Annotated in this window: 14 protein-coding genes; 7 read left to right on the top strand and 7 right to left on the bottom strand. The window is 49.3% G+C overall.

The window, feature by feature from the left end; genetic code table 11:
* Positions 1-28: 28 nt before the first annotated feature.
* Positions 29-1,492: a glycosyltransferase family 39 protein gene (locus NT073_RS13985; protein ID WP_297374449.1), complete on the bottom strand. Its 1,464-nt coding sequence runs from the start codon at positions 1,490-1,492 to the stop codon at positions 29-31.
* Positions 1,493-1,762: 270 nt separating this feature from the next.
* On the opposite strand from NT073_RS13985, the gene NT073_RS13980 reads away from it, so the two are divergent.
* The 4 genes from NT073_RS13980 (at position 1,763) to NT073_RS13965 (ending at position 8,706) form a co-directional block, all read left to right on the top strand.
* A complete protein-coding gene (locus NT073_RS13980) occupies positions 1,763-4,570 on the top strand; it encodes a TonB-dependent receptor (RefSeq protein WP_297374446.1) in 2,808 nt (935 codons plus the stop codon).
* A gap of 153 nt (positions 4,571-4,723) precedes the next feature.
* A complete protein-coding gene (locus tag NT073_RS13975) occupies positions 4,724-5,440 on the top strand; it encodes a DUF4405 domain-containing protein (protein ID WP_297374443.1) in 717 nt (238 codons plus the stop codon).
* Positions 5,441-5,595: 155 nt separating this feature from the next.
* A complete protein-coding gene (locus tag NT073_RS13970) occupies positions 5,596-5,943 on the top strand; it encodes a DUF3024 domain-containing protein (RefSeq protein ID WP_297374439.1) in 348 nt (115 codons plus the stop codon).
* A gap of 231 nt (positions 5,944-6,174) precedes the next feature.
* Positions 6,175-8,706 carry a DUF5686 family protein gene (locus tag NT073_RS13965; protein ID WP_297374436.1) on the top strand — a complete coding sequence of 844 codons (2,532 nt, stop codon included), beginning with the start codon at positions 6,175-6,177 and terminating at the stop codon, positions 8,704-8,706.
* Positions 8,707-8,721: 15 nt separating this feature from the next.
* Here the strand turns inward: NT073_RS13965 and NT073_RS13960 are convergent, their stop codons facing one another.
* The 6 genes from NT073_RS13960 to NT073_RS13935 form a co-directional block, all read right to left on the bottom strand.
* Positions 8,722-9,363 (bottom strand): carbonic anhydrase, encoded by a 642-nt coding sequence (locus NT073_RS13960; RefSeq protein ID WP_297374433.1) that lies wholly within the window; start codon positions 9,361-9,363, stop codon positions 8,722-8,724.
* Positions 9,350-10,942: a SulP family inorganic anion transporter gene (locus NT073_RS13955; protein WP_297374430.1), complete on the bottom strand. Its 1,593-nt coding sequence runs from the start codon at positions 10,940-10,942 to the stop codon at positions 9,350-9,352. The genes NT073_RS13960 and NT073_RS13955 overlap by 14 nt, the downstream gene beginning before the upstream one ends.
* A gap of 187 nt (positions 10,943-11,129) precedes the next feature.
* The gene (gene pgmB, locus NT073_RS13950; RefSeq protein ID WP_297374427.1) at positions 11,130-11,786 is read right to left on the bottom strand and encodes a beta-phosphoglucomutase; all 657 of its coding nucleotides are present in this window, start codon (positions 11,784-11,786) and stop codon (positions 11,130-11,132) included.
* 63 nt (positions 11,787-11,849) lie between these two features.
* Positions 11,850-13,463, bottom strand: a complete 1,614-nt coding sequence (locus NT073_RS13945) for a glycoside hydrolase (protein WP_297374424.1) — start codon at positions 13,461-13,463, stop codon at positions 11,850-11,852.
* Between the two features lie 101 nt (positions 13,464-13,564).
* Complete coding sequence (locus tag NT073_RS13940) at positions 13,565-15,172, bottom strand: ATP-binding protein (protein ID WP_297374421.1); 1,608 nt, start codon at positions 15,170-15,172, stop codon at positions 13,565-13,567.
* Between the two features lie 146 nt (positions 15,173-15,318).
* A complete protein-coding gene (locus NT073_RS13935) occupies positions 15,319-17,211 on the bottom strand; it encodes a glycoside hydrolase family 13 protein (protein ID WP_297374418.1) in 1,893 nt (630 codons plus the stop codon).
* 136 nt (positions 17,212-17,347) lie between these two features.
* Here NT073_RS13935 and NT073_RS13930 point away from each other — a divergent pair, with 136 nt between their 5' ends.
* From NT073_RS13930 to NT073_RS13920, 3 genes are all read left to right on the top strand, one after another.
* Positions 17,348-19,072 carry an alpha-amylase family protein gene (locus NT073_RS13930; protein WP_297374414.1) on the top strand — a complete coding sequence of 575 codons (1,725 nt, stop codon included), beginning with the start codon at positions 17,348-17,350 and terminating at the stop codon, positions 19,070-19,072.
* Positions 19,073-19,135: 63 nt separating this feature from the next.
* Positions 19,136-20,005: an N-acetylmuramoyl-L-alanine amidase-like domain-containing protein gene (locus NT073_RS13925; RefSeq protein WP_297374411.1), complete on the top strand. Its 870-nt coding sequence runs from the start codon at positions 19,136-19,138 to the stop codon at positions 20,003-20,005.
* Positions 20,006-20,047: 42 nt separating this feature from the next.
* Entirely contained in the window at positions 20,048-21,028 is a 981-nt protein-coding gene (locus NT073_RS13920) for a hypothetical protein (protein ID WP_297374408.1), read from the top strand.
* Positions 21,029-21,167 lie beyond the last annotated feature (139 nt).

The raw sequence follows: 21,167 nt of genomic DNA, 5'->3' as shown, positions 1-21,167 counted from the left end.
AATCGAAAACAGGCGAACAATGGTGAGGTTACTTACGAACCCAGTAAAGCAACGGGAAGCGTGGGTTTTTGACTTGCACAAAGTTTTTTTGTAGCCCTGCCCGCAACTGCCGGATAGCATAGGCATTGGCAGGGTTATTCAGAGCAGTACTATCGTCGATAACGCTCGACCGATTTCCAAACACCACCATCTTTAAACTTGTATCGGCTAAAGCGTGCTTGTAGGTGTCCGGATGCGACTTTATATAGTGTGTCGTCTGCATCTCCGTAAAAAAGAAAGGGACATTTGGCTCCCGGTCCGACAGGTAATACAGGCTCAGTGCATTGTCAAATAGCAAGACTTTTCCGTTGGGTCCGGCCTGTTCACGAATGAAGTCACCGGCCTCTTTTTCTCCCGAATAATCGGCAACCGTCACGAATCGTTTGATAGCATCGGGCCGGTACAAAAACGCACTGATCAGGACCAGTATACCCACAGCCCCAACGCCCATAAATATAGATCGGTACGGCACATAGGTATACCGCCGTTCGTACTGTCCTAACCACTTATCAGCCATAAAGCCCAGATGAACCGAAAAGAAAACAGCTGCCGGAAAGAAATAATGGCTTGCCTGCGTTTTCAGCATAGCGATACAGGAGAAACCTGCCAGTAGCAACGCCAGCCAAAGGGCCGGTGTTCGCTGGTAGGCGGCCCGGTAAGGCTGTCGTACCATCAAAACGATCGACACTGCCAGCAGGAGCAAAAACCAGCTTAATTTGATCAGGAACTTAACCAGAAAAATTGTGTGAGATGGATAGCCGCCAAACGGATAAATATACGTCCATTCCAGGTGAGCGTCCAATCGGTTCGTCACGTAAAAATACAAAGCGGAGAGCGACAGCGGCAGCAGAAAGCCCAGCAGCACCAGCATCCCTCTGGCTACCATCGGCCAGAATGAAAGCCGTCCGGCAAGCCATAAAAGCAGGATGAAAGCGCCGAATCCGACGACGTAAAAAGCAGCTACACTCTTAAAACACATGGCAATGCCGAGCAGGACACCGGCTCCCAGCCATCGCCAGCCCGACTGTTCTTTGCCGTCGGTAGCCAGCAAAAACGCGTTAAGACCGAAAATACCAATCCAGCTTTCGGGTTCTAGGAAATTCATTTCCATAAAAAAACAGCAGGCAGCCGTCAGCGCAGCTGTAATAAGGGCAGCCCGCTCTCCAAACTGACGAGCAGCCCGCCAGGCCGACAGCACACAACCCATGGCCAGCAACATGATCAAACCCGAAACACTGGCGTGATTATAGCCCCCCAGCAGCGATAGCAGCACATTGGTCGATGCATAAATCAGGTATGACTTGGACGGAATGAAATCATATAACGAGTATCCTTCGTTGAGCGAACGCGCTATCACCAGATATTCCAGCGCGTCGTAGCCATACGTTGAATTATAGGTAAACAAGAAGAAAACAGGGCAAAATAGGATAAGTAATAAAAAAAGTCGTGTCATGGCACTCGAATATTGCTCGCGGGAAGCCTTCAATGAACCGACAAATGTACTGGATTACCAATAAGTCACCAGATTAAACAAATGTTTTTGTTGGCCGTTTGCTTCGTATCAGGGCTGTGTACCGATGCCTTTCTCGTCCAAACAGCTTTTGTACTTTTTTTCTTCACCACGCTATTTGTTGCTTTCGGCATGTAAAAAACGTCATTCAGCCAAATAGTTTTTATCCTATAAATATAGCGTCTCACTTTTGAGCCGTTAATCTACAACCTCATGAAAGCCCTGTTATTTTCTTTACTCATCGTTAGTGCAACCGTCTCCCTTGCCCAAACAACGGAGACCCCTGCCAGTGGAAGGCCGACAACACCTTCTACGGATACCACGATTACACCATCGCCTGCACCAGACCCTTTCGGCACAACGCCAGCCAATACCCGTCCGGATAATTTTACCGCACCGGCGGGCTCCCGGCCATCCCGCATTGGTAGTCCGGCAGGTGTACCGCCCCAGGTAGGCGCCACTCCGTCAGAAGCGGAGCCAATCGTTCGGGGGACGGGTAAGATCACCGGTATCCTGATGGATTCAACAACGAACAAACCAGTCGAATTTGCAACAATCGCTTTACTCAACACCGCTACCAACAAACCTATTGACGGTACTACCGCCGATGCTAAAGGTAAATTTACCCTCGGCAAAGTAGCACCGGGCCGCTACCGGCTACAGTATTCGTTTATCGGCTATAAGGATAAACGAAGCAGCCTGCTCACCATTGACAAAAACAGTGACATTAATCTGGGCACCATAAAACTATCTGCCGATGTTCGAACGCTGAACGAGGTGAATGTGGTAGGACAGGCCGCCATGATCGAAGAGAAAGTCGACCGGCTGGTGTACAACGCCGACAAGGATATTGCCGCCAAAGGTGGCGACGCCGGTGACATTCTGCGCAAAGTGCCTATGCTGTCGGTCGATCTGGACGGTAACGTCAGTTTACGGGGTAGTGCCAATGTTACGGTACTTATCAACAACAAACCCTCTACCATTGTCGCCAGCAGCGTGGCCGATGCCTTGAAGCAGATTCCGGCCGACATGATTAAGACGGTTGAAGTGATCACTTCCCCCTCGGCCAAATACGATGCCGAAGGATCAGCGGGTATCATCAATATCGTAACCAAGAAAACGACCCTGCAGGGCGCTACCCTCGATGTGAATGGGGGCGCAGGAAACCGGGGCAGTAACCTGGGCCTGAGCGGCAACTACCGTACGGGCAAAATGGGATTTTCACTCAGCGGATTTGGCAGGGCTGAATACAATGTAAAAGGCGCTTTTACCAACGACCAGACAACCCGCAGTTACGACGCAACGACGAACACGTTCTCAGCAAGCACCCGTACCCTTCAGACAGCCACTACGCTTAGCCAACGGCTGTTTGGCAACTACCAGCTAGGGTGGGATTACGACATCGACAAACGGACATCTCTTACCGCCAGTCTCCGTTATGGAGCCCGGAATGGCACAGCAAACCAATACAATCTGCTGACTCAAACAACCGGTCCCAACAGTTATTTCCCGACGATCAACGACCGGAACGTTCAGACTAAAGACCTGTCAGGTACGGTAGATGCGAACGTAACCTATACCAAGATTTACAAGCCCCAGCAGGAGTTCAGCATTCTGGCGTTATTCAGCCGGAACAACCGGACAAACAATTTTGTCGCAGACATTTTGAGCGGCACTGATTTTCAAACGATTACGGCTCGACAAAAGAACGACAACCTGAGTTACAACCAGGAGTCCACGCTGCAAATTGACTACCAGACGCCCATCAAAACCAATCAATTGCTTGAATTCGGGGCTAAAGGTATTTTCCGGAAAGTAAACAGCGACTACACTTACTACCTGGCTACCGGCGATACCGGCGACTACATCGTTGACCAGAGCCGCCCATCCAATACACTGTTCTACAACCAGGACATTGCAGCCACGTATCTGTCCTACACGCTGTCGACCAAAAACAAATATACCATCAAAGCGGGGGCTCGTTATGAGTACACGTTTATTGATGCCCGGTTCAGCAAAGAAGTGAGCGGCCAGTCAACCGCTATCCCGGATTATGGTACGCTGGTTCCCAGCATCAATATCTCGAAGAGCCTGAAAGGCGGCAAGATTATTAAACTGGCCTATAACCGTCGTATTCAACGCCCCGGCATCCAGTTTCTTAACCCGAACGTTAACTCGGCAAACCCAACGAACATCACTCAGGGTAATCCGCTGCTATCGCCCGAGTTTACAGACAATGTCGAGTTCAGCACCAGCGGCAATATCAAAGGGCTTTACCTGAACGCTTCGCTTTTTGCCCGGCGTACAGCCAATGAAATCACCGCCGTTCGTGACGTATCGGTCCAGTCGTTCGGTGATGTGACCAGCCAGGTTTTTCAGCAGGTGATCCGGACTACCTATCAGAACGTTGGTCGGCAGGACGCCGTTGGCCTGAACCTGTTCGGTAACGGGACACTCTTCCGCAAACTGCAACTGGGCGGTGGCCTCGATCTATACCACGTTAGCCTGACAAACAATAACGCTAACCCAGTCTATTCGGCCTCTAACTCCGGCTGGGTAATAGGTGGCCGGATTCAAAGCAGCGTAACCCTCAGCAATGGCTGGGCATTCCAGCTCTTTGGCGGTGGACGTGGCAAGCAGGTACAATTGCAGGGCTATCAGACTCCGATGTACTTCTACAGCATTGGTATGCGGAAAGAATTCAATAATAAGAAAGCCAGCCTGGGTCTGGCGGGAGAGAACATCTTCAACCACCCATTCACGCAGCGTTCCGAACTGGCCTCGCCAATTCTGACACAGAACTCTCAAACGAGCTTTTACAACGCCGGTGTTCGGTTGACGTTCAGCTACAAATTGGGTAAGATGAGCTTCGACGCGCCACAGAAACGCCGGAAATCGGTGAATAACGACGACGTGAAAGATGGCGAAGGTGGTGGCGGTGGCGACAACCAGCAACAGGCCGCTCCGGCAACTCCAGCCGGTGGTGGTGGCCGGCCAGGCGGTGGTGGCCGTCCGCGCTAATAGTAGAAACTACATGCCCCGCCAAACGCGTTTGGCGGGGCTCAAGATAATTAGATTAGGTTGGTGATCAATCCCTCTCGCCCTGCGGGAGGGGTTTCTTGTTTATTACGAGTTGATTTTCGATTTTGCCGACGCATTCCCTATACATACATCATGAAGTCAAAAAATCTGGTTAGTCTCTCCGTTTCGGCGGTGTTTTTCGTTTTGTCCATCACAGGCCTCTTAATTTATTTCGGGCAGGGGGGCTACGTTGTCGACCATACCCACGCCTGGTTTGGTGTGCTGTTTTTTATCGCTGCGGTCTTTCACATTGTCAATAACTGGTCGTCGATCGTTGGGTATTCCAAAAGCCGCCGAACGGGCAGTATTCAAAAAGAACTGATTATTCCGGTCATCATTGTTGCCATTTTTGCTGCGGGTATCGGGTTCGACGTCCCTGTTTTTAAAAAGCTCGGCAACGCCGGCAAAGATCTGGTGCGTGGCAGTCGGCCTAAAGGTGGTCCATTGTCGCAAAACGCGGTCGATTCTATTGCAAACGCCGTTGAGACTGCTTATGCAGCAGCTTACAGCAAAGGAGACACGGGGGCTTTAGCGGCCGTAATGCCCGTCAAAACGGCCTTACTAACCGAAGCAGGAACGATCCTGAGCGGCTCAGATATTCAAAAGAATCTGCTGGCCCGTACAACACCGGAAGTTATCAAAACAAAAGTTGACCGCGCTGAAGCACTCGACGACCGGACTATTCTGGTTTATGGCACATCAACAAATTCAATCGCCACATCTCCTTCAGTATACTCACACATTTTGAAGGAGCAAGATAAAAAGTGGAAAATCATTGCCGCCCAGCGGGCATTTCCATCGGTACAGTAGCATGTATTCAGGTACTGATCTGCCTAGCTGAAAGTGCCATCGACGTGTAGAAATCCATTTAATTAACGGTAGCTAATGCTTTAATTAAATGGATTTTGTCATTCTATAATCCACATTTTTTTACAGTTTACCTCTTTTAAACCGTATTCAATCAAATGAGTCTTGATATACTCTTAACGCTGAATACAATAGAAGTGCTGGAAAACTACATTGATAAAATTCGCCCCAGCGAAGAGCTGAGGGATCAGCTCGATATAGGGTATAAGATAGAAAAGCAGAGTATTATCATCTTCGAGAGCAGACCGTACTTTCATCGCCCGAACGAACGGTTCGAATCGGCGGTAGCAAAGGCTACGTTTATAAAAATGCAGAATCATTGGAAAGTCTTTTGGCAACGCTCAGATTCAAAGTGGCACGTTTATGAACCACACCCATTTGTGAGAACCATTAACCAGTTTGTTACTCTGGTTGAACAGGATGATTATCACTGTTTCTGGGGCTAATCGATCGTTATTTTTTGCCATTTTTCTGCAACATTACCTCTACACAAGACGTACAGACTAACACGGCCAATAGATGCGTATTAGTTTAGGTCAATTTTTTATTTCTTACCTACCTTATTACTAACAGCTTATCAACTAATTAGCTCAGATTAGTCAATTTACACCTATATAGTAAACTCTATTGACTAAAATCAGGTTAATTGAACTAATACCCGCTTGCCTGACCATTGAATGAAGCAATTTTTACAGATTTTCACTGCGTGTAGCTTACTCATATCCGGCTTGTCGTTCTCGACCTCAGCCCAAAGCACTTATGTAGTGATAGGGCGGATAACGGACGCAGCAACGGGCGAGGGAATTCCGTTTGCCAGTATTGCCCTGAAGGGAAAAACGTCTGGCACCACTTCCGACGTAGACGGTCGCTATTCCCTTCGGCTTACTCAGTTATCTGACTCACTCGTCTTTTTAAGCCTAGGATATCGAACTACCGCTTATCCGCTTTTGCAGCAGACATCCCAAACGATCAATGCACGGCTTACCGCAACGGCTACAAAACTGAAAGAAGTTAAAGTCTACGCCAAAGGGGGTGACCCGGCTTATCGTATTATGCGGGAAGCCCTTCTAAGGCGGGATGAGTACAACCCGGCGAAAATGCTGGCTTACCAGTACGAGAGTTATACCAAGGTTGAAGGGTATATTAACAACTTCGCCCAGAAGCGCAAAAACAATAAAAAACCGGGCCCTATTGGTCGGTTGTTAGGTAAGCTACCCGCTATTACGGATGAAAACGGGCAACCGGCCGTACCCGTTTTTATCTCGGAAACGGTGTCCAGCTTTTACGCCCGTTCCCAACCGGAAAAAATGAAGGAGTACGTGCTGAAATCGCATGTGACGGGGGTAGGTGTTAGCGATGGCGGCCTCATTTCCCAGCTAACGGGTGCCTCGTTTCAGCAGTATAATTTCTACCGGAACTCCCTCAATATCCTACAGAAAGACATCCCCTCGCCTATTGGTAGCCAGTGGGAAACGATTTACCGGTTCCGGCTGAAAGACACGATCGTTCTGAACAACGCCGTGTGCTTTGCCATTGAGTTTACCCCCAAACGGGCAAGCGATCTGGCATTCAATGGAACTCTTCTGATCGACACGCTTCATTTCTCGCTGGCACAGATGGACGCCCGAGTCGACAAGCGGGCGAACATCAACTTTGTCGATGTACTTCACATCGAGCAGGATTGGGAGACTACCCCTTCGGGACTACGCTTCCCGACCCAGACGCAGGTGATGATCGATACTGACGAACCCACCCCACGCGCACCGGGTGCCCTGATCCGTTTTTTCACCTCAGCCACGAACATCATTGAAAACCAGCCGAAAGAGGTTGGCTTTTACGACCCGTCCATTGAACTTTCAGACGATTATAAAGATACCGATGCCGCTTTCTGGCAGCGCGTCAGGCCAGCCTCTCTCTCCCCTCGCGAATACCGGGCTATGGAAGTTGTTGACTCGGTTCGGAATGTACCGTTTATGAGAGTGGCCGGTGAGATTATCAAGCTGGGTGTGATCGGATATAAACCGCTTGGGAAATTAAATGTCGAGCTTGGCCCGCTTCTGTACTCTTACGCCAGCAATACGATTGAAGGGCAGCGGTTCCGGTTTGGGTTGCGAACAAATACCGGATTCAGTCGAAAATGGCTGCTCAGCGGCTATGTTGCCTACGGCACGCAGGATGAAAAGCTGAAGTACAGTGCCAATATCGAGTATATCCTCAGCCGAAAGCCCTGGACAGTCATCGGGGTTCGGCAAAGTTATGATCTGGAGCGCATTGGCGTATCGGCCGATAACATTGGCAATAACTCTTTATTTGGGGCGTATTCGCGTTTCGGCACCATTCGGCGGGCGTATTTCCAGGAAGAAAAACTGGCCTATTTCAGACGTGAAATGGGTCGTGGCTTCACGCAGACGGTGGCCGTGCGCAACCGTAGCTTTGAGCCGTTGTTTCCGTTTGCTTTTCAACCCCAGCTGCATGATCAGGACCAGACGGTTCGGAGCAGCTACCAGATCACGGAACTGATTTCGGAAACCCGTTTTGCTCCTGACGAGGTTATTCTGCAAAACGACAATGTACGGGTGAGCACCGGCGCCATCCGAAAGCCTATTTTCACTCTGCGATATACGCTTGGCTTACGGAATGTTCTGGGTAGTGATTTTACGTACCAGCGCATTGCCCTTACCATGAAGCATTCCTTCCGCATGGGCGTTCTGGGTCGGTCTTATTACACGATTGGTGCCGGCATTATCCCTTCAACAGTTCCGTATCCGTTGTTATACACACCCCTGGGCAATGAATCGTCGTTTTACGTTGGGAATGCCTACAACCTCATGAACTACTTCGAGTTCATCTGCGACCGATGGGCCACGGTCCAGTACGAGCATAACTTTGGCGGACTGCTATTCAATCGGCTTCCGCTGCTTCGTCAGCTTAAATGGCGCGAATTGGTTACCGCAAAAGTGCTTGTGGGGGGCGTATCTTCCAGCAATCTGGCCGTTATTCCCTCCGTAGATGGAAACGGACAGTCGGTTGAAAGTTTTAGTTCGTTAACCCGAACGCCTTATATTGAAGTAGGCTACGGCATCGACAACATCTTTAAAGTACTCCGTGTTGATGCAATCCATCGGCTTACCTACCGCGACAATATTGGTCGTACAGGCATTCCTGTTACCCCATTTGCCCTTAAGGTATCGGGCTGGCTGGCTTTCTAGCTCAACTCACGCTACTTACTGATTGATGGCGTCGTCTGCCCGTTCATTTTCCATCGCTAAAACGGGTGGCTCCAGATTGATCACTTCATTGAGCAAGCCGGTTCGAAGGTTAAAAACCCAACCGTGTAAACTTGGTATCTGACTACTCGCCCACATTTTACGAACGCTATCGGTTTCAGCCAGATGATAGATCTGCTCCTGTACATTTAACTCGACAAAGCGATCGAACCGAGCATGGTCATCGGCAATCTGGTCCAATTCGGCCTGGTGTTTCTCCTGCGCCTGCTTAATGTTCACGAGCCACTCATCAATAAGACCTAATTTTTTGCCCGCCATGGCTGCCTTTACACCCCCGCATTCATAATGCCCGCACACGATAACGTGCTTTACCTGAAGCACTTCAACGGCATACTGAACAACACTCAGAACATTCAGATCACCCGGCACAACTAAATTGGCAATGTTGCGATGCACGAACATTTCGCCAGGGTCGGTACCTGTTATTTCGTTTGCCGGAACGCGGCTGTCAGAACATCCAATCCACAGAAAATCAGGGTTTTGGTCGGCAGCAAGCGTCGCGAAATAGTTATCATCGAGTTCTAGTTTATCCTGAACCCAAGCTTTATTATAGAGCAATAACTTTTCAGACGGTTGCATGGCTTGATACGTTTCGTTTATGTTGAGTCACTTCGCGGAGTTCGTAATTTATTCCCAGCGTTCGGGCTGTTAGTGCGTAATCAACAAGCAGAGCGTAAATGTCTCGATCGATAAAGTTTGCGTATCGGCCATCGACCAGTATAGAATCACCGGGTTTGAATGAACGAAGGGTATCTTTCAACTCTGGCTTGCTCAGGAAGTAAACATCTTTTTGAAATTTGATCAGCACATTTTTACCATCCCGAATAACGCGGTACGAGGATTGCGAATTGGTGCGGAGTACAAAAAGGTAGCCGACCACCAACCCAACCAAAATACCAATCAGGAGATTGGTGAAGAGAATACCCAGCACGGTGACGATAAACGGAATGAACTGGCTTACTCCTTCTTGGTACATCGCAATGAAAATACGGGGGCGAGCTAGACGGTAGCCAATAACGATAAGAAACGCAGCCAGACTAGCCAACGGAATATGATTAATGACAGTCCCCGCAATCAGTACCGACACCATCAGCAGAACACCCTGAATAATGGTTGACAGACGTGTTTTACCAGAGCTATACACATTTGTAGACGTTCTGATCACGACGGATGTCATGGGTAAACCACCCAAAAACCCGGACAGAATATTTCCTACGCCCTGTGCCAGCAATTCCCTACTGCCCGAAGATACCCGACGAAGCGGGTCGATTCGGTCAATGGCTTCGAGATTAATAAGTGTTTCGAGGCTGGCAACGAGCGCAATTGTAACGGCAATAACATAAATGCGGGTATCGCCGAAGATACTGAAGTCAGTAAAATCGAGAACAGATGACAGACTGTTTCCCGTGGCGAGCACCGGTATCCGAACCAGATGGTCGCTGGAATCGCCCAGATACCAGCCCGGCAGGTACTGGCCAAAAATTTCATTTAATCCTACGCCTACAAGCACGACTACCAGCGCAGCAGGTACAATCTGAAAAAAGCGAATCTCTTTTCTGGACAGGCGGTCCCAGCCAATAAGAATGAGCAAGGCGGTCAGGCTAATGGCTACTGCACCTGGGCTGGCGGAGACCGTAGCCCGATATAGTTCAGAGAGCGTATTTTCCTGATCGGCCAGTTGGCTGAACTCATATTCGCCTTCGTAATCATTATCCCGACCGAACGCATGTGGAATCTGCTTCAGGATAATGACCAGACCAATTCCTACCAACATACCCTTAATGACCGAGTCCGGGAAGTAGCTGCTGAATCGACCTGCTTTCAACAGCCCCATAATCAACTGAATGACACCTGCCAGAATAACAGCTACCAGAAATGCTTCGAAGGTGCCTAACGCCGTAATGGATTCGGCTACAATAACAGCCAGACCAGCCGCCGGGCCACTCACACTAACTTCAGAATCGGAAAGCAGACCAACAACAATACCCCCGATAATGCCAGCTATCAGCCCGGCAAAGAGAGGAGCACCAGAAGCCAGGGCAATACCCAGACATAAGGGCAAGCCTGCCAGAAAAACTGACAGGCCCGCGGTTAGATCATTAGGAAGATAAGTCGTCCGATAATACTGAAATGTTCGAAGAGAATTAGTAAATGGCATTTGTTGAGTATGTATTTAATCCTGGTCCAACCTGTTGTATCCTTACTGCCAAGATCATGGGATATCATGATTGATTGACAGCATCATTACGGGTGGAGTTTCTTTTTTTGATCTCAGCGTCAATCGAAGCTTAATTTAGCAATAAAGCTGCTAACAGATTAAAAAAGGATTAAAAAACATATATAACTTATTCAGCTCTCGCTAAAACCTCCGCTACGGTAAGGTTTTCTAATGAAGAAGCGACCAGATCGGCCTGTGTCAGTACATCGGCAGAGCCTAATCCAACCACAAACATACCGGCCTGTTTGCCGGCTTCAACACCCGCCACGGCATCTTCAAAAACTACGCACTCGTTATAGTTTACCTCAAGTTCATCGGCTCCTTTTGTAAATACCTCCGGGTCTGGTTTACCCTTACTGATCTTCGTCCCGTCGATAATGGCATCGAAAGCCTGCGTCATTCCAATTCGTTCGAGAATAAGGGGAGCATTTTTACTAACCGATCCGAGCGCCGTTTGTAAACCGGCTTTACGAACCTGCGAGAAAAAGGTGGCTACACCCGGCAGTATATCGTCGGAGTTCATCCGGCTGACGAGTTCGAGGTACCATTCATTCTTCTGCGCGGCCAGTTCTGCTTTTTTTTCATCGGGCAATGTCAATCCACCGTGAGCGAGTATAAGATCGAGTGATTCCGTTCGACTAACTCCTTTAAGGCGCTCATTGAACTCTTCGGAAATATCGAAACCGAGTTCATTGGCCAGCCGTTTCCAGGCCTGATAATGGTAAATGGCAGTATCAACGATGACCCCGTCGAGGTCGAAAAGAAAGGCTTTTATCTGACTCATTTTGGGCTTTATCTGCTTAATAAAGCGCAAAGGTAGGCAGATTTAGCCAAGTGCGGCCAATACTTACTTGTACGTGCCAACCAAGGTTACGACCGATCTGGGTTCCAGTTGAATCAGGTTAGACGAAACGATAGATTTGGCCAGTGTTTTCGTTTCGCTGGTGGTGTAACTGGCGAACCGGTTGTTTCGGATGGCCGGGCCTTTGAACGGCAGAGCTCTGGTGCTGGATGTCATGTTGATACAAACCAAAACAAGCTGCTTACGCCGTTCGTCTTTGTAGGCCGATACCATACATTGACTAGCTTCTTCTACAGGGTTACTATCGGCCATACGAACAGCTATACGCTTCATACCGGGCCGGACAAAGCGAGCATAATTGCCAAACGCCCACAGTTGTTTAGAGTCGACTACTTGCCCGTCATTCCGGGCATTATCATGGTTTTTGTAGGCACCGTCAGGACCGTTTACGTACACCAACCCATCGCTGTAATTATAGGGATTAATGGCCAGCCACCATTGCCAGGAGGTGACATTAGCCACCGTCAGGTCATTGTGAATGACCTTGGCGACGTACAGGCCGTAATCCATGTTAGTATGGCGCGGCCCACCATTGTATTGCCCGCAGATGTCGCCCAATACCCCAAATTCGCTTTGCCACAACATCGGGCTACCAACTGCTTTTGCTCGCTGAGCTGCCTTCCGGCGCACATCAACCAGTAACGAATCCCGGCAGGTAGTAAAGTAACTATGATAGGCCCAGACTGGCTCAACATTCGGCAACTTCATAACAGGCTGGGTTTCTTTGCTCCCAAAGAAGTAATCTAACTGCTGACCACGGCCACTTTCCGCTTTTGCGTACAGGTAATCGAGCTGAGCCGTCTCGCCCGTTACAATTTTCGCTTTTGAGCGAGTCCGGTCCAGCCTGCCCGAAAGCGCCTGGGTCATGGTTGCAATATCTGTATTTTCGGCTGGGGAGCCTTCCTGTTTTGCCCACCCGTTTTTTTCGGCTGTCCAGTCCCACTGCGGTTCGTTAATGGGGCTCAGGTAGTCGAGTTTGAAATGATCGGCTACCGTTGCGAGGAAGTCGGCGAAGGGGACCACGGCAGTAGGTTTAAGGTTGAATGAACGCCCTCCCGGCGAAAAAGCTTTGCCATTCCGGGTCATTTGAACAGGTGCGGAGTTGGTAAAACCCAACGTATAACGCACGCCCCGTTGTCTGGCCGCTTGTAAAAACCACTGGCTTCCTGCCTGTTTGGTCCAGTCGTACCGGCCATCCGGATTTAAAAAACACTCCTCCCTACGCCAGTTGTCCCGAATAGAACTGCTATCGCCCTGCTCATAGCTTCCGGCTCCGATATTTATTCGCCACAAAGACAGCCCGATACCCTTAGGCTGCCCATCGAACAGGGTATCCAGGCTGAACAGTAAATCCGCAATGCGGTTTTTCTTTTTTTCGTCCTTCCACTTGCCGATGTACTTTGCCGACCAGCAGTCAGACGCCCCAAAGCTGTGAATGGTTTGAAATTCTTCCTCTAGATTAATTGCCACGGGTTCACCAGACACCACCAGATGCCGGTTCAACAATTCAGTTGGTTGAGCCGGTGGCTCAGTAACCATAATGGTTCCGCTTACGCAGGCTAGTAATGTAAGCAGGGCAATGGTGCGTATCAGGTGCATGAAGCAATTGAAGTTTCAGTAAAAATCTACTATCTAAATTTAGCCACCGTCTAAATTCTACTCTGTGACAAAACTTATTTGAGACAAATTGCTAATCAGCATCAGGCAACTGAAGCGGGTAGATAGATTGTAAAGACAGTACCTTTCCCGGGCTCGCTCTGCACCCGAATGGCACCACCATGCTGTTCTACAACTTTTTTGACCACGGCCAGACCAACTCCGGTTCCATCAAACTCCTGTCGGGTATGCAATCGTTTGAAAACTTCGAAAACAAGGTCTGCATGTTTTTGATCAAATCCAATACCATTGTCTACTACGCTGATTACCCAGTACGACTGATTATGGGCTATATCCGACTGCACATCAATGGGCAACTCTGCCGCTATTATCTCCTGCGCCGAAACGGTTATAACGGGTGGTACCGGCCGACCATCCTTATTGGTGCGGTAAAACTTAAGGGCATTGGACAGTAAATTTTGAAATAACTGCCGTAACTGAAACCGGTCGCCGATCAGATCAGGTAATGGCTGACCACCACCCAGTTCGATTCGTGCATGGGTGTGCTGAATAGGATGCCATAAATCTTCTATGATGTCCTCCAGCAGTCGGGTCAGCGAAAATGAGTGAAACCTATCCCGCTGAGATGCAATCCGGGAGTAATCGAGCAAATCCCGGATCAGGGAAGACATTCGCTCGGCTGCCGACTGCATCCGGTCAATCATGTACTGCCCCTCGGCGTCCAGTAAAGACGAATACTGTTCTTTCAGAATGTCGCCGAAGGCCTGAATTTTGCGCAGTGGCTCCTGTAAGTCGTGCGAAGCGATATAGGCAAAAGACTGAAGGTCTTCGTTCGACCGTTTAAGTTCTGTGTTGGCAGCTTCAAGCTGCTGCCGATAGTGCCGATTTTCGGAGATGTTCATGTTCGAAATCACAACCCCATCGCCCGACCGCGCCGTCATTCGGAGCCACCACTGTTCACCTATGTTAAACTCGGTCAGGTCTGGCTCGCCCGTTTCGACTACCCGAATGTATTTAATGAAATCCTGCTTCAGCTGCTCCGTTGAAGCCACCTCCGTAAACGTTTGATTCATGATTGGCTCTGCCAGATCACCCCACATCATTTTGGCGCGTCGGTTGGCCATCACCGTCCGAAAATCAACAATTTCATTATTCGAATCCCGAATAACTTCGTGCAGCGATATGGCAGCCTGAACGTGGTCGAGCACCGTCTGAAACAAGTCTGCCTGTCTTTTCAATGCCAGTTCGGCTTGTTTGTTGTCGGTCACGTTCATGAATGTTACCACCACGGTCTCCGGCTCCTGAAGTACGGCAGACACCGTAAACCAAGCCTCCAACCCCTTATCGTCTTTGTAGTACTGGGTTGTCTGCTTCGGCTTTCCGGTCGTTACAACCTGTACGTAGGTATCGAACAGGCCCGATTCAAGATTGCCGGGAAACGTTTCCAACAGCCGCGTACCAATAATCTTGTCGGGAGTCATAAATAAACTCTGCTCAACGGATTTATTGGCTGTTTGCATTCGAAAATCCACGATCTGGCCGTTGGCATCCCGAATTGCGGTCATAGAAACTATACTATTCAACGACGCATCGAAGGCAGCCAGTGCCAGACGAACCGCTTCGGGCGATCGATTCAACACACCATCGGAAGACCATTGATCGTGCATCTCAGGGACAGATGATGGACTCATTATTTTACCAGTTTATGTATTCAAAAAATAACCTGTGGGGGTTATAAAAGGCTGGATTAATAACAATTGTTTCTAAAAAATACATGTTCCTACGAAATAACCTGCCCAGTTCCAGGAAACAGGGCGGGTCAAGACAATATTCCTGCTTATTTTATCAACTCCAGCACGAGCGCCGATTTAGCCGGAAGCTTTATCATTTTCAAGTCTGTGAACAGGGCGTCGGTTTGTACGTTTCGCGCCGATGTAAATCCGTTCATCCGTTCGGCAAATCGTGATGTATCGAGCGATATTTCTTTATCGCCGGTGTTCGAAGCAATCATTACCGTTTTGGTGGCGTCGTGCCGGAAATAGACGTATGTCCCCTCCTGGGGTACAAATTGTGTGAGTTTCCCGGATTGCAGAACTGGATTATTGCGTCGGTATGTAGCCAGTTTACGAACGAACTGAACAGCTTCATTTTCGCGATCAGTACGTCCGGCGGATTCGAACTTGTTTTCTTTATCGCCCGAAAAACCACCCGGAAAATCTTTCCTGACTTCGGCATCACTTGGATTTTTGGTGCCTTTCATCAGAATTTCCGTGCCATAATACCAGTGTGGAATACCGCGTGTAGTCAGGAGCCAGGTAACGCCCAGCTTGTATTTATCGAAATCCTCACCAATCACCGACAGATAGCGGTCGGTATCATGGTTTTCCAGAAACGTGACCAGCTTGTTCGGATCGGCATAGACATCATCCTGGGCGAGCACTTGATGGATGCGGTTTACGCCGGAGTCCCAATCGAATCGCTGATTCAGGGCGTCGTTGAAGGCATTATACAGCACGAAGTCCAGAGCGCCCGGCTGGTTGCTTTTAAAGGGGAAGCCAACGGTGTTTTTTACAAAAAAAGCCTGCCCAACCGGGTTATTGACCACCGATTCGCCAAAGAGGTGAATTTTCGGGTATTCGTCCATAAGCGCTTTGTTGCAGCGATTCAGGAAATCGAGGTCGTTGTACTTATAAGTATCAATGCGCCAGGCATCCAGACTGAACATTTCTGTCGACCAGATGGCGTGCTGGATCAGGAAGTTCGCTACGTAGGGGTTCCGCTGGTTCAGGTCGGGCAGGAATGGCGTAAACCAGCCATCCAGAAGCGTTTTTTTGTCAGCCGCTGAGCCGTGCGGGTCGTAAAGAGACTGTTCTTTATGGGTAGAGCCCGTATAGGTTGGCCATACATTGACCCAATCCTTCATGGGTTTATCTTTGAAAAACCAGTGGTCATCGCTAATATGGTTATAGACCGCATCCTGCACCAGTTTCATCCCCCGCTTGTGTAAAGCCGACGCCAGTTCAATGTAGCCTGCAATGCCGCCAAATCGCTTATCGATCTGGTAATGATCAGTAAAATGATAGCCGTGATACCCGGCCTGGTTACGGTCTGGTCCTTCTTTCTTCAAAGTTTCGTCGTTATCAATTACGGGTGTAAGCCAGAGAGCCGTAACGCCAAGGTCTTTTAAATAATCGAGGTGGTTAATAATTCCCTTAAAATCGCCCCCGTGCCGCAGATACGGATTTTTGGTATCGGCCTGGGTGTCCAGCATATCCGGGAATTTGTCGTTGGCCGGGTCGCCATTGGCAAATCGGTCGGGCATGATCAGGTAGATAAAATCGGCCGCCGTCACCCCTTGCCCTTTCGGCGATCTGTCGCGGGCTTTTAACTCAAACGGCTGAGTAAGCGTCTGTCCTCCGCGCTTTCCAACAATGGTTAGGGTTCCGGCTTTGGCTGTTGGAGCAATCGTTAAATCCAGAAACGCATAATTTGAATTCTCGACCGTATGCGCCTTTACCAGTTTCACTCCGGCATAATTGATGGTATAGGTCAAGCTCCCGGCATTAGGGCCATAAATAAGCAGTTGGAGGTTTGGATTCTTCATGCCAACCCACCAGTTTGTTGGATTGATCCGCTGAATTCGGGCACTCTGCGCCATCGCGGCTGACAGGCCCGCGAAAAACACAACTACCGCTGCTATTTTTATTCGTGTAGTAAACTGTGTATACATAAGCGTATTGATTTCTAATTCTGACTAAAAATAATACAACAATAACGCAAAAATAAGCCAGGATTTTCGTCAAAAAAGGCCATAGTTTTGCGTCTGTATCCTGAAAGGTCGTTGTACCCTGATTAACGCTGAGCTTATGCATACATCCTCTGTTGTCCCGGTAATGGATAAACTGATTATCTATCAGATTTTTACCCGTCTGTTTGGCAATCAAAAAACCACCAACATACATGATGGCACGTATGCAGAAAACGGTGCCGGCAAATTCAACGATATTAACGAAGCAGCCTTACAGTCGATCCGTCAGTTTGGCGTTTCACACGTCTGGTTTACCGGAATAGTGGAGCACGCTACGCAAACCGACTACTCCGCGTTCGGTATTAAACCCGACGACCCGGCAGTTGTAAAAGGTCGGGCAGGCTCCCCCTATGCCGTTAAAGATTATTACGACGTCGACCCCGACCTGGCTGTTGACGTCCTAAATCGGATGGCCGAATTTGAGGCCCTTGTTCAACGTACCCACGCCCACGGCCTGAAGGTTATCATCGACTTTGTCCCCAACCATGTAGCCCGGCAGTATGCGTCAGATGCCAGATCCGGGGACGTTGTCGACCTGGGTGAGACCGATGACACTTCGGTCCATTTTTCACCAAACAACAATTTTTATTACCTACCGGGTGAGCCCTTTGTTGGTCCGGAAGCCGGGAACGTCTCTTCCGCTGGTTCACCTATTCACGAATACCCGGCCAAAGTGACCGGCAGCGGCTCCATAACGGCCCGGCCCGACATCAACGACTGGTACGAAACCGTAAAGCTTAATTACGGCATCAATATATTCGACGGGAGCCGTCATTTTGACCCCATTCCGGATACCTGGCACAAGATGCTCGATATTCTGTTTTTCTGGGCGGGTAAAGGAATTGACGGGTTTCGATGTGATATGGCGCACATGGTTCCGGTCGAGTTTTGGCACTGGGCCATTGGCCGGGTCAAACAACGATATCCCCGGCTGATTTTCGTCGCTGAAATTTATGATCCCGGCCTTTATCGCTCCTTCATTTTTGAAGGAGGGTTTGATTATCTCTACGATAAAGTAGGGCTATATGATGCGCTCCGGCGGCTTATGGAGGGCCATGGCTCTTGCTACGAGCTAACCCGTGTGTGGCAGCAGGAATCGGGCGATTTTGCCCAGCATATGCTACGATTCCTGGAAACACATGACGAACAACGCATTGCGTCACGTTTTTTTGCCAACGACCCCTGGGCCGCCGTACCTGCCATGACGCTGACAGCCACCATGCACACGGGTCCAACGCTGCTTTATTTCGGACAGGAAGTAGGGGTCCGGGCCGAAGGGTCCGAAGGCTTCAGTGGCGATGACGGCCGGACAACCATATTTGACTACTGGGGGCTGCCCGACTGGCAGGGTTGGCTTAACGAAGGCCGCTATGATGGAGCAGGGCTAACCGACGACCAGCGGGATCTACGCTCTTTCTACCAACGGTTAAACCACCTCGTCAACGGGTCCGATGCCATTCAGAACGGCTATTTCTATGACCTTCAATATGTAAACGACAATGGCCAGAGCGCTGGTTACGATGCCCATCGTGTTTACAGTTATCTACGGTACACGGATCGGCAGAAACTGCTGATCGTCTGTAATTTTTCTCAGCACATAACGTACGAAACCAACATCATAATTCCACAGGCAGCGTTCGATGCCATGGGTATAAACCCTTCCAGAACGCTGCGGCTGAGCGATATTTTCCTGACAGATATGCAGCTTGAAGCGGTTGGACGTAGCGGCATCCCCTTGGAGCTTCCTCCTCGTAGTGTGCGGGTGCTGGAAATAAAATTGTAAATTTGTGGTACTTTTTAGCTGTAACTGCGTCCACAGCCTACAGCCGAAAATTTCTGCTCTTCTATGATAAAACTGTCTACTACACTTTTCCTGTTATTTCTATCACTTGTCGTTGTTCAGGCACAGGATACCACAGCCAGCGAGTTCCGTTCGTTGACATTGACAACGGGCAAAACCCCCGCCGAAACCGCTATACTGACCGGGAAACAATTTTTGGGGAGACCCTATGTTCCCTATACTCTCGATCAGACTCCTACAGAACAGTTGGTTGTCAATTTTCGCGAGTTTGATTGTACAACTTATTTGGAGAGCGTTCTGGCACTTACGCTTGCCCTGCATGATGCCGGCAGCAAGCCCGGCCCTTCGGAGCAAGCCTTCCGGAATTACCTGACCCGATTCCGGTATCGAAACGGTCGAATTGATGGGTACGCCAGCCGATTGCATTATTTCTCCGACTGGCTGCGCGACAATGAGCGTAAAGGACTGATCACCGATGTCAGCAACGAACTACCCGGTAGCATTACGGTTGCCAAACCCGTTTCGTACATGACCTCGGCCATGTACAAATACCCACAGTTGCGTGACCCGAATACCTTTAAACAGGTAGCACTTACCGAAGCTTCTTTGAGCCAGCAATCATTCTCCTTTATTCCAGTAAAGAATATCCGGCAGGCAGAGGCTCAGTTGCAGGACGGTGATATTGTGATGCTGCTTGCGGCACGACCAGGTCTTGATATGCGACACGTTGGGTTCGCCGTTAGACAACCCAACGGGCGAATGCATCTCATGCACGCTTCCTCTGATCAAAGTGCAGTCGTCATTTCGCCTTATCCGATCAGCGATTATGTCCAATTGCATAAACGGCTATCGGGCGTACGGGTAGCCCGGTTGCGATCCAATACAACGCCTGCCGTGGCGGTGGGCGGCAAGTAACGGCTGGTCGACAACAGGCACCTGACGTCTTACACCACACGAATGAAATTAACTCATTTATGGCCTGTCGTAGGCATCGGGCTTATCATCGCCTGTAATCAGATCAGCCACAACGCGCTGTTCACCAGGCTGGGTTTACTAATGAACCTACAGCCAGCGCCACCTAATGAGAGTACGGTTCGTTATGGCGTTGACGCGTTAAAAGTTGATACAACGCTTTTCGGAAAACCCAGACTTATCAACACTCTGACGGACCCATCACTGATTGAGGCTTCCGGGCTGGCCCCAAGTCTCACAAATCCTGGCTACCTCTGGACACAGGAGGATTCCGGGAATCCCAATCAAATTCAGTTGCTGACAAAAACCGGCGACATAGCTGGCCGGTACATCCTGGATGGACTGACCAATCACGATTGGGAAGATATAGCCACCGGACCAGGCCCTCTGACAGGCAAAACGTATATCTACCTGGCTGAAATTGGCGACAACGATTTCAAATACCCCGAAAAAATCATTTACCGGTTTTCCGAACCCACAATAACCGGCAATAAACTGCCGGTCAAAGAACATATTGCAAAGGTTGATGCGCTTCGATTCAAGCTGCCGGATGGCGCGCAAAACGCCGAAGCGATGCTGCTGGACCCCATAAAAAAAGACCTCTTTATCCTGTCGAAAGGCCGTTATTCAACAGTGTATCTGGCTCCTTACCCGCAACGCGTAAACCAGCCTACCCTAATGACCCGGATGCTAACGCTGCCTTTCGAAAAAGTTACGGCAGCGGCTGTATCCGGAGATGGCAGTGAGATTCTGATCCGTACCTATAAACGTTTATTCTATTACAAACGGCAGCCGCACGAATCAGTCATCGACGCCCTTAAACGTGAACCCCGGTTGATACCACTTGCCGACGAGCCGCAGGGTGAGGCCGTTTGCTGGGCAAGCGATAGGTCGGGTTATTATACGACATCAGAAAGAACATTTTTCTCCACCCAGAAACTGTATTTCTATCCACGTAAACAGTAAGCGCCCGCGTAACAATTTGATAATGTGCGTTCAGTCAGCTACCGCTTAATTTTGCAGCAACTAAGCGATAACCGACTAAATGGTACGACACTGGATAAATGAGTTAATGAACCTGATGGCCGGAAATAGCCGTTATGTC

Source organism: Spirosoma sp. (genome assembly GCF_026391055.1).
Lineage (GTDB): Bacteria > Bacteroidota > Bacteroidia > Cytophagales > Spirosomataceae > Spirosoma.
This window is presented reverse-complemented; position numbering and strand designations above follow the sequence as displayed.

Coding starts and splice junctions, on each gene's coding strand:
- NT073_RS13935 (WP_297374418.1), bottom strand. CDS start 17,211: ATGTATACACAGTTTACTACACGAATAAAAATAGCAGCGGTAGTTGTG.
- NT073_RS13945 (WP_297374424.1), bottom strand. CDS start 13,463: ATGCACCTGATACGCACCATTGCCCTGCTTACATTACTAGCCTGCGTA.
- NT073_RS13920 (WP_297374408.1), top strand. CDS start 20,048: ATGAAATTAACTCATTTATGGCCTGTCGTAGGCATCGGGCTTATCATC.
- NT073_RS13970 (WP_297374439.1), top strand. CDS start 5,596: ATGAGTCTTGATATACTCTTAACGCTGAATACAATAGAAGTGCTGGAA.
- NT073_RS13940 (WP_297374421.1), bottom strand. CDS start 15,172: ATGAGTCCATCATCTGTCCCTGAGATGCACGATCAATGGTCTTCCGAT.
- NT073_RS13925 (WP_297374411.1), top strand. CDS start 19,136: ATGATAAAACTGTCTACTACACTTTTCCTGTTATTTCTATCACTTGTC.
- NT073_RS13980 (WP_297374446.1), top strand. CDS start 1,763: ATGAAAGCCCTGTTATTTTCTTTACTCATCGTTAGTGCAACCGTCTCC.
- pgmB (WP_297374427.1), bottom strand. CDS start 11,786: ATGAGTCAGATAAAAGCCTTTCTTTTCGACCTCGACGGGGTCATCGTT.
- NT073_RS13955 (WP_297374430.1), bottom strand. CDS start 10,942: ATGCCATTTACTAATTCTCTTCGAACATTTCAGTATTATCGGACGACT.
- NT073_RS13985 (WP_297374449.1), bottom strand. CDS start 1,492: ATGACACGACTTTTTTTATTACTTATCCTATTTTGCCCTGTTTTCTTC.
- NT073_RS13965 (WP_297374436.1), top strand. CDS start 6,175: ATGAAGCAATTTTTACAGATTTTCACTGCGTGTAGCTTACTCATATCC.
- NT073_RS13975 (WP_297374443.1), top strand. CDS start 4,724: ATGAAGTCAAAAAATCTGGTTAGTCTCTCCGTTTCGGCGGTGTTTTTC.
- NT073_RS13930 (WP_297374414.1), top strand. CDS start 17,348: ATGCATACATCCTCTGTTGTCCCGGTAATGGATAAACTGATTATCTAT.
- NT073_RS13960 (WP_297374433.1), bottom strand. CDS start 9,363: ATGCAACCGTCTGAAAAGTTATTGCTCTATAATAAAGCTTGGGTTCAG.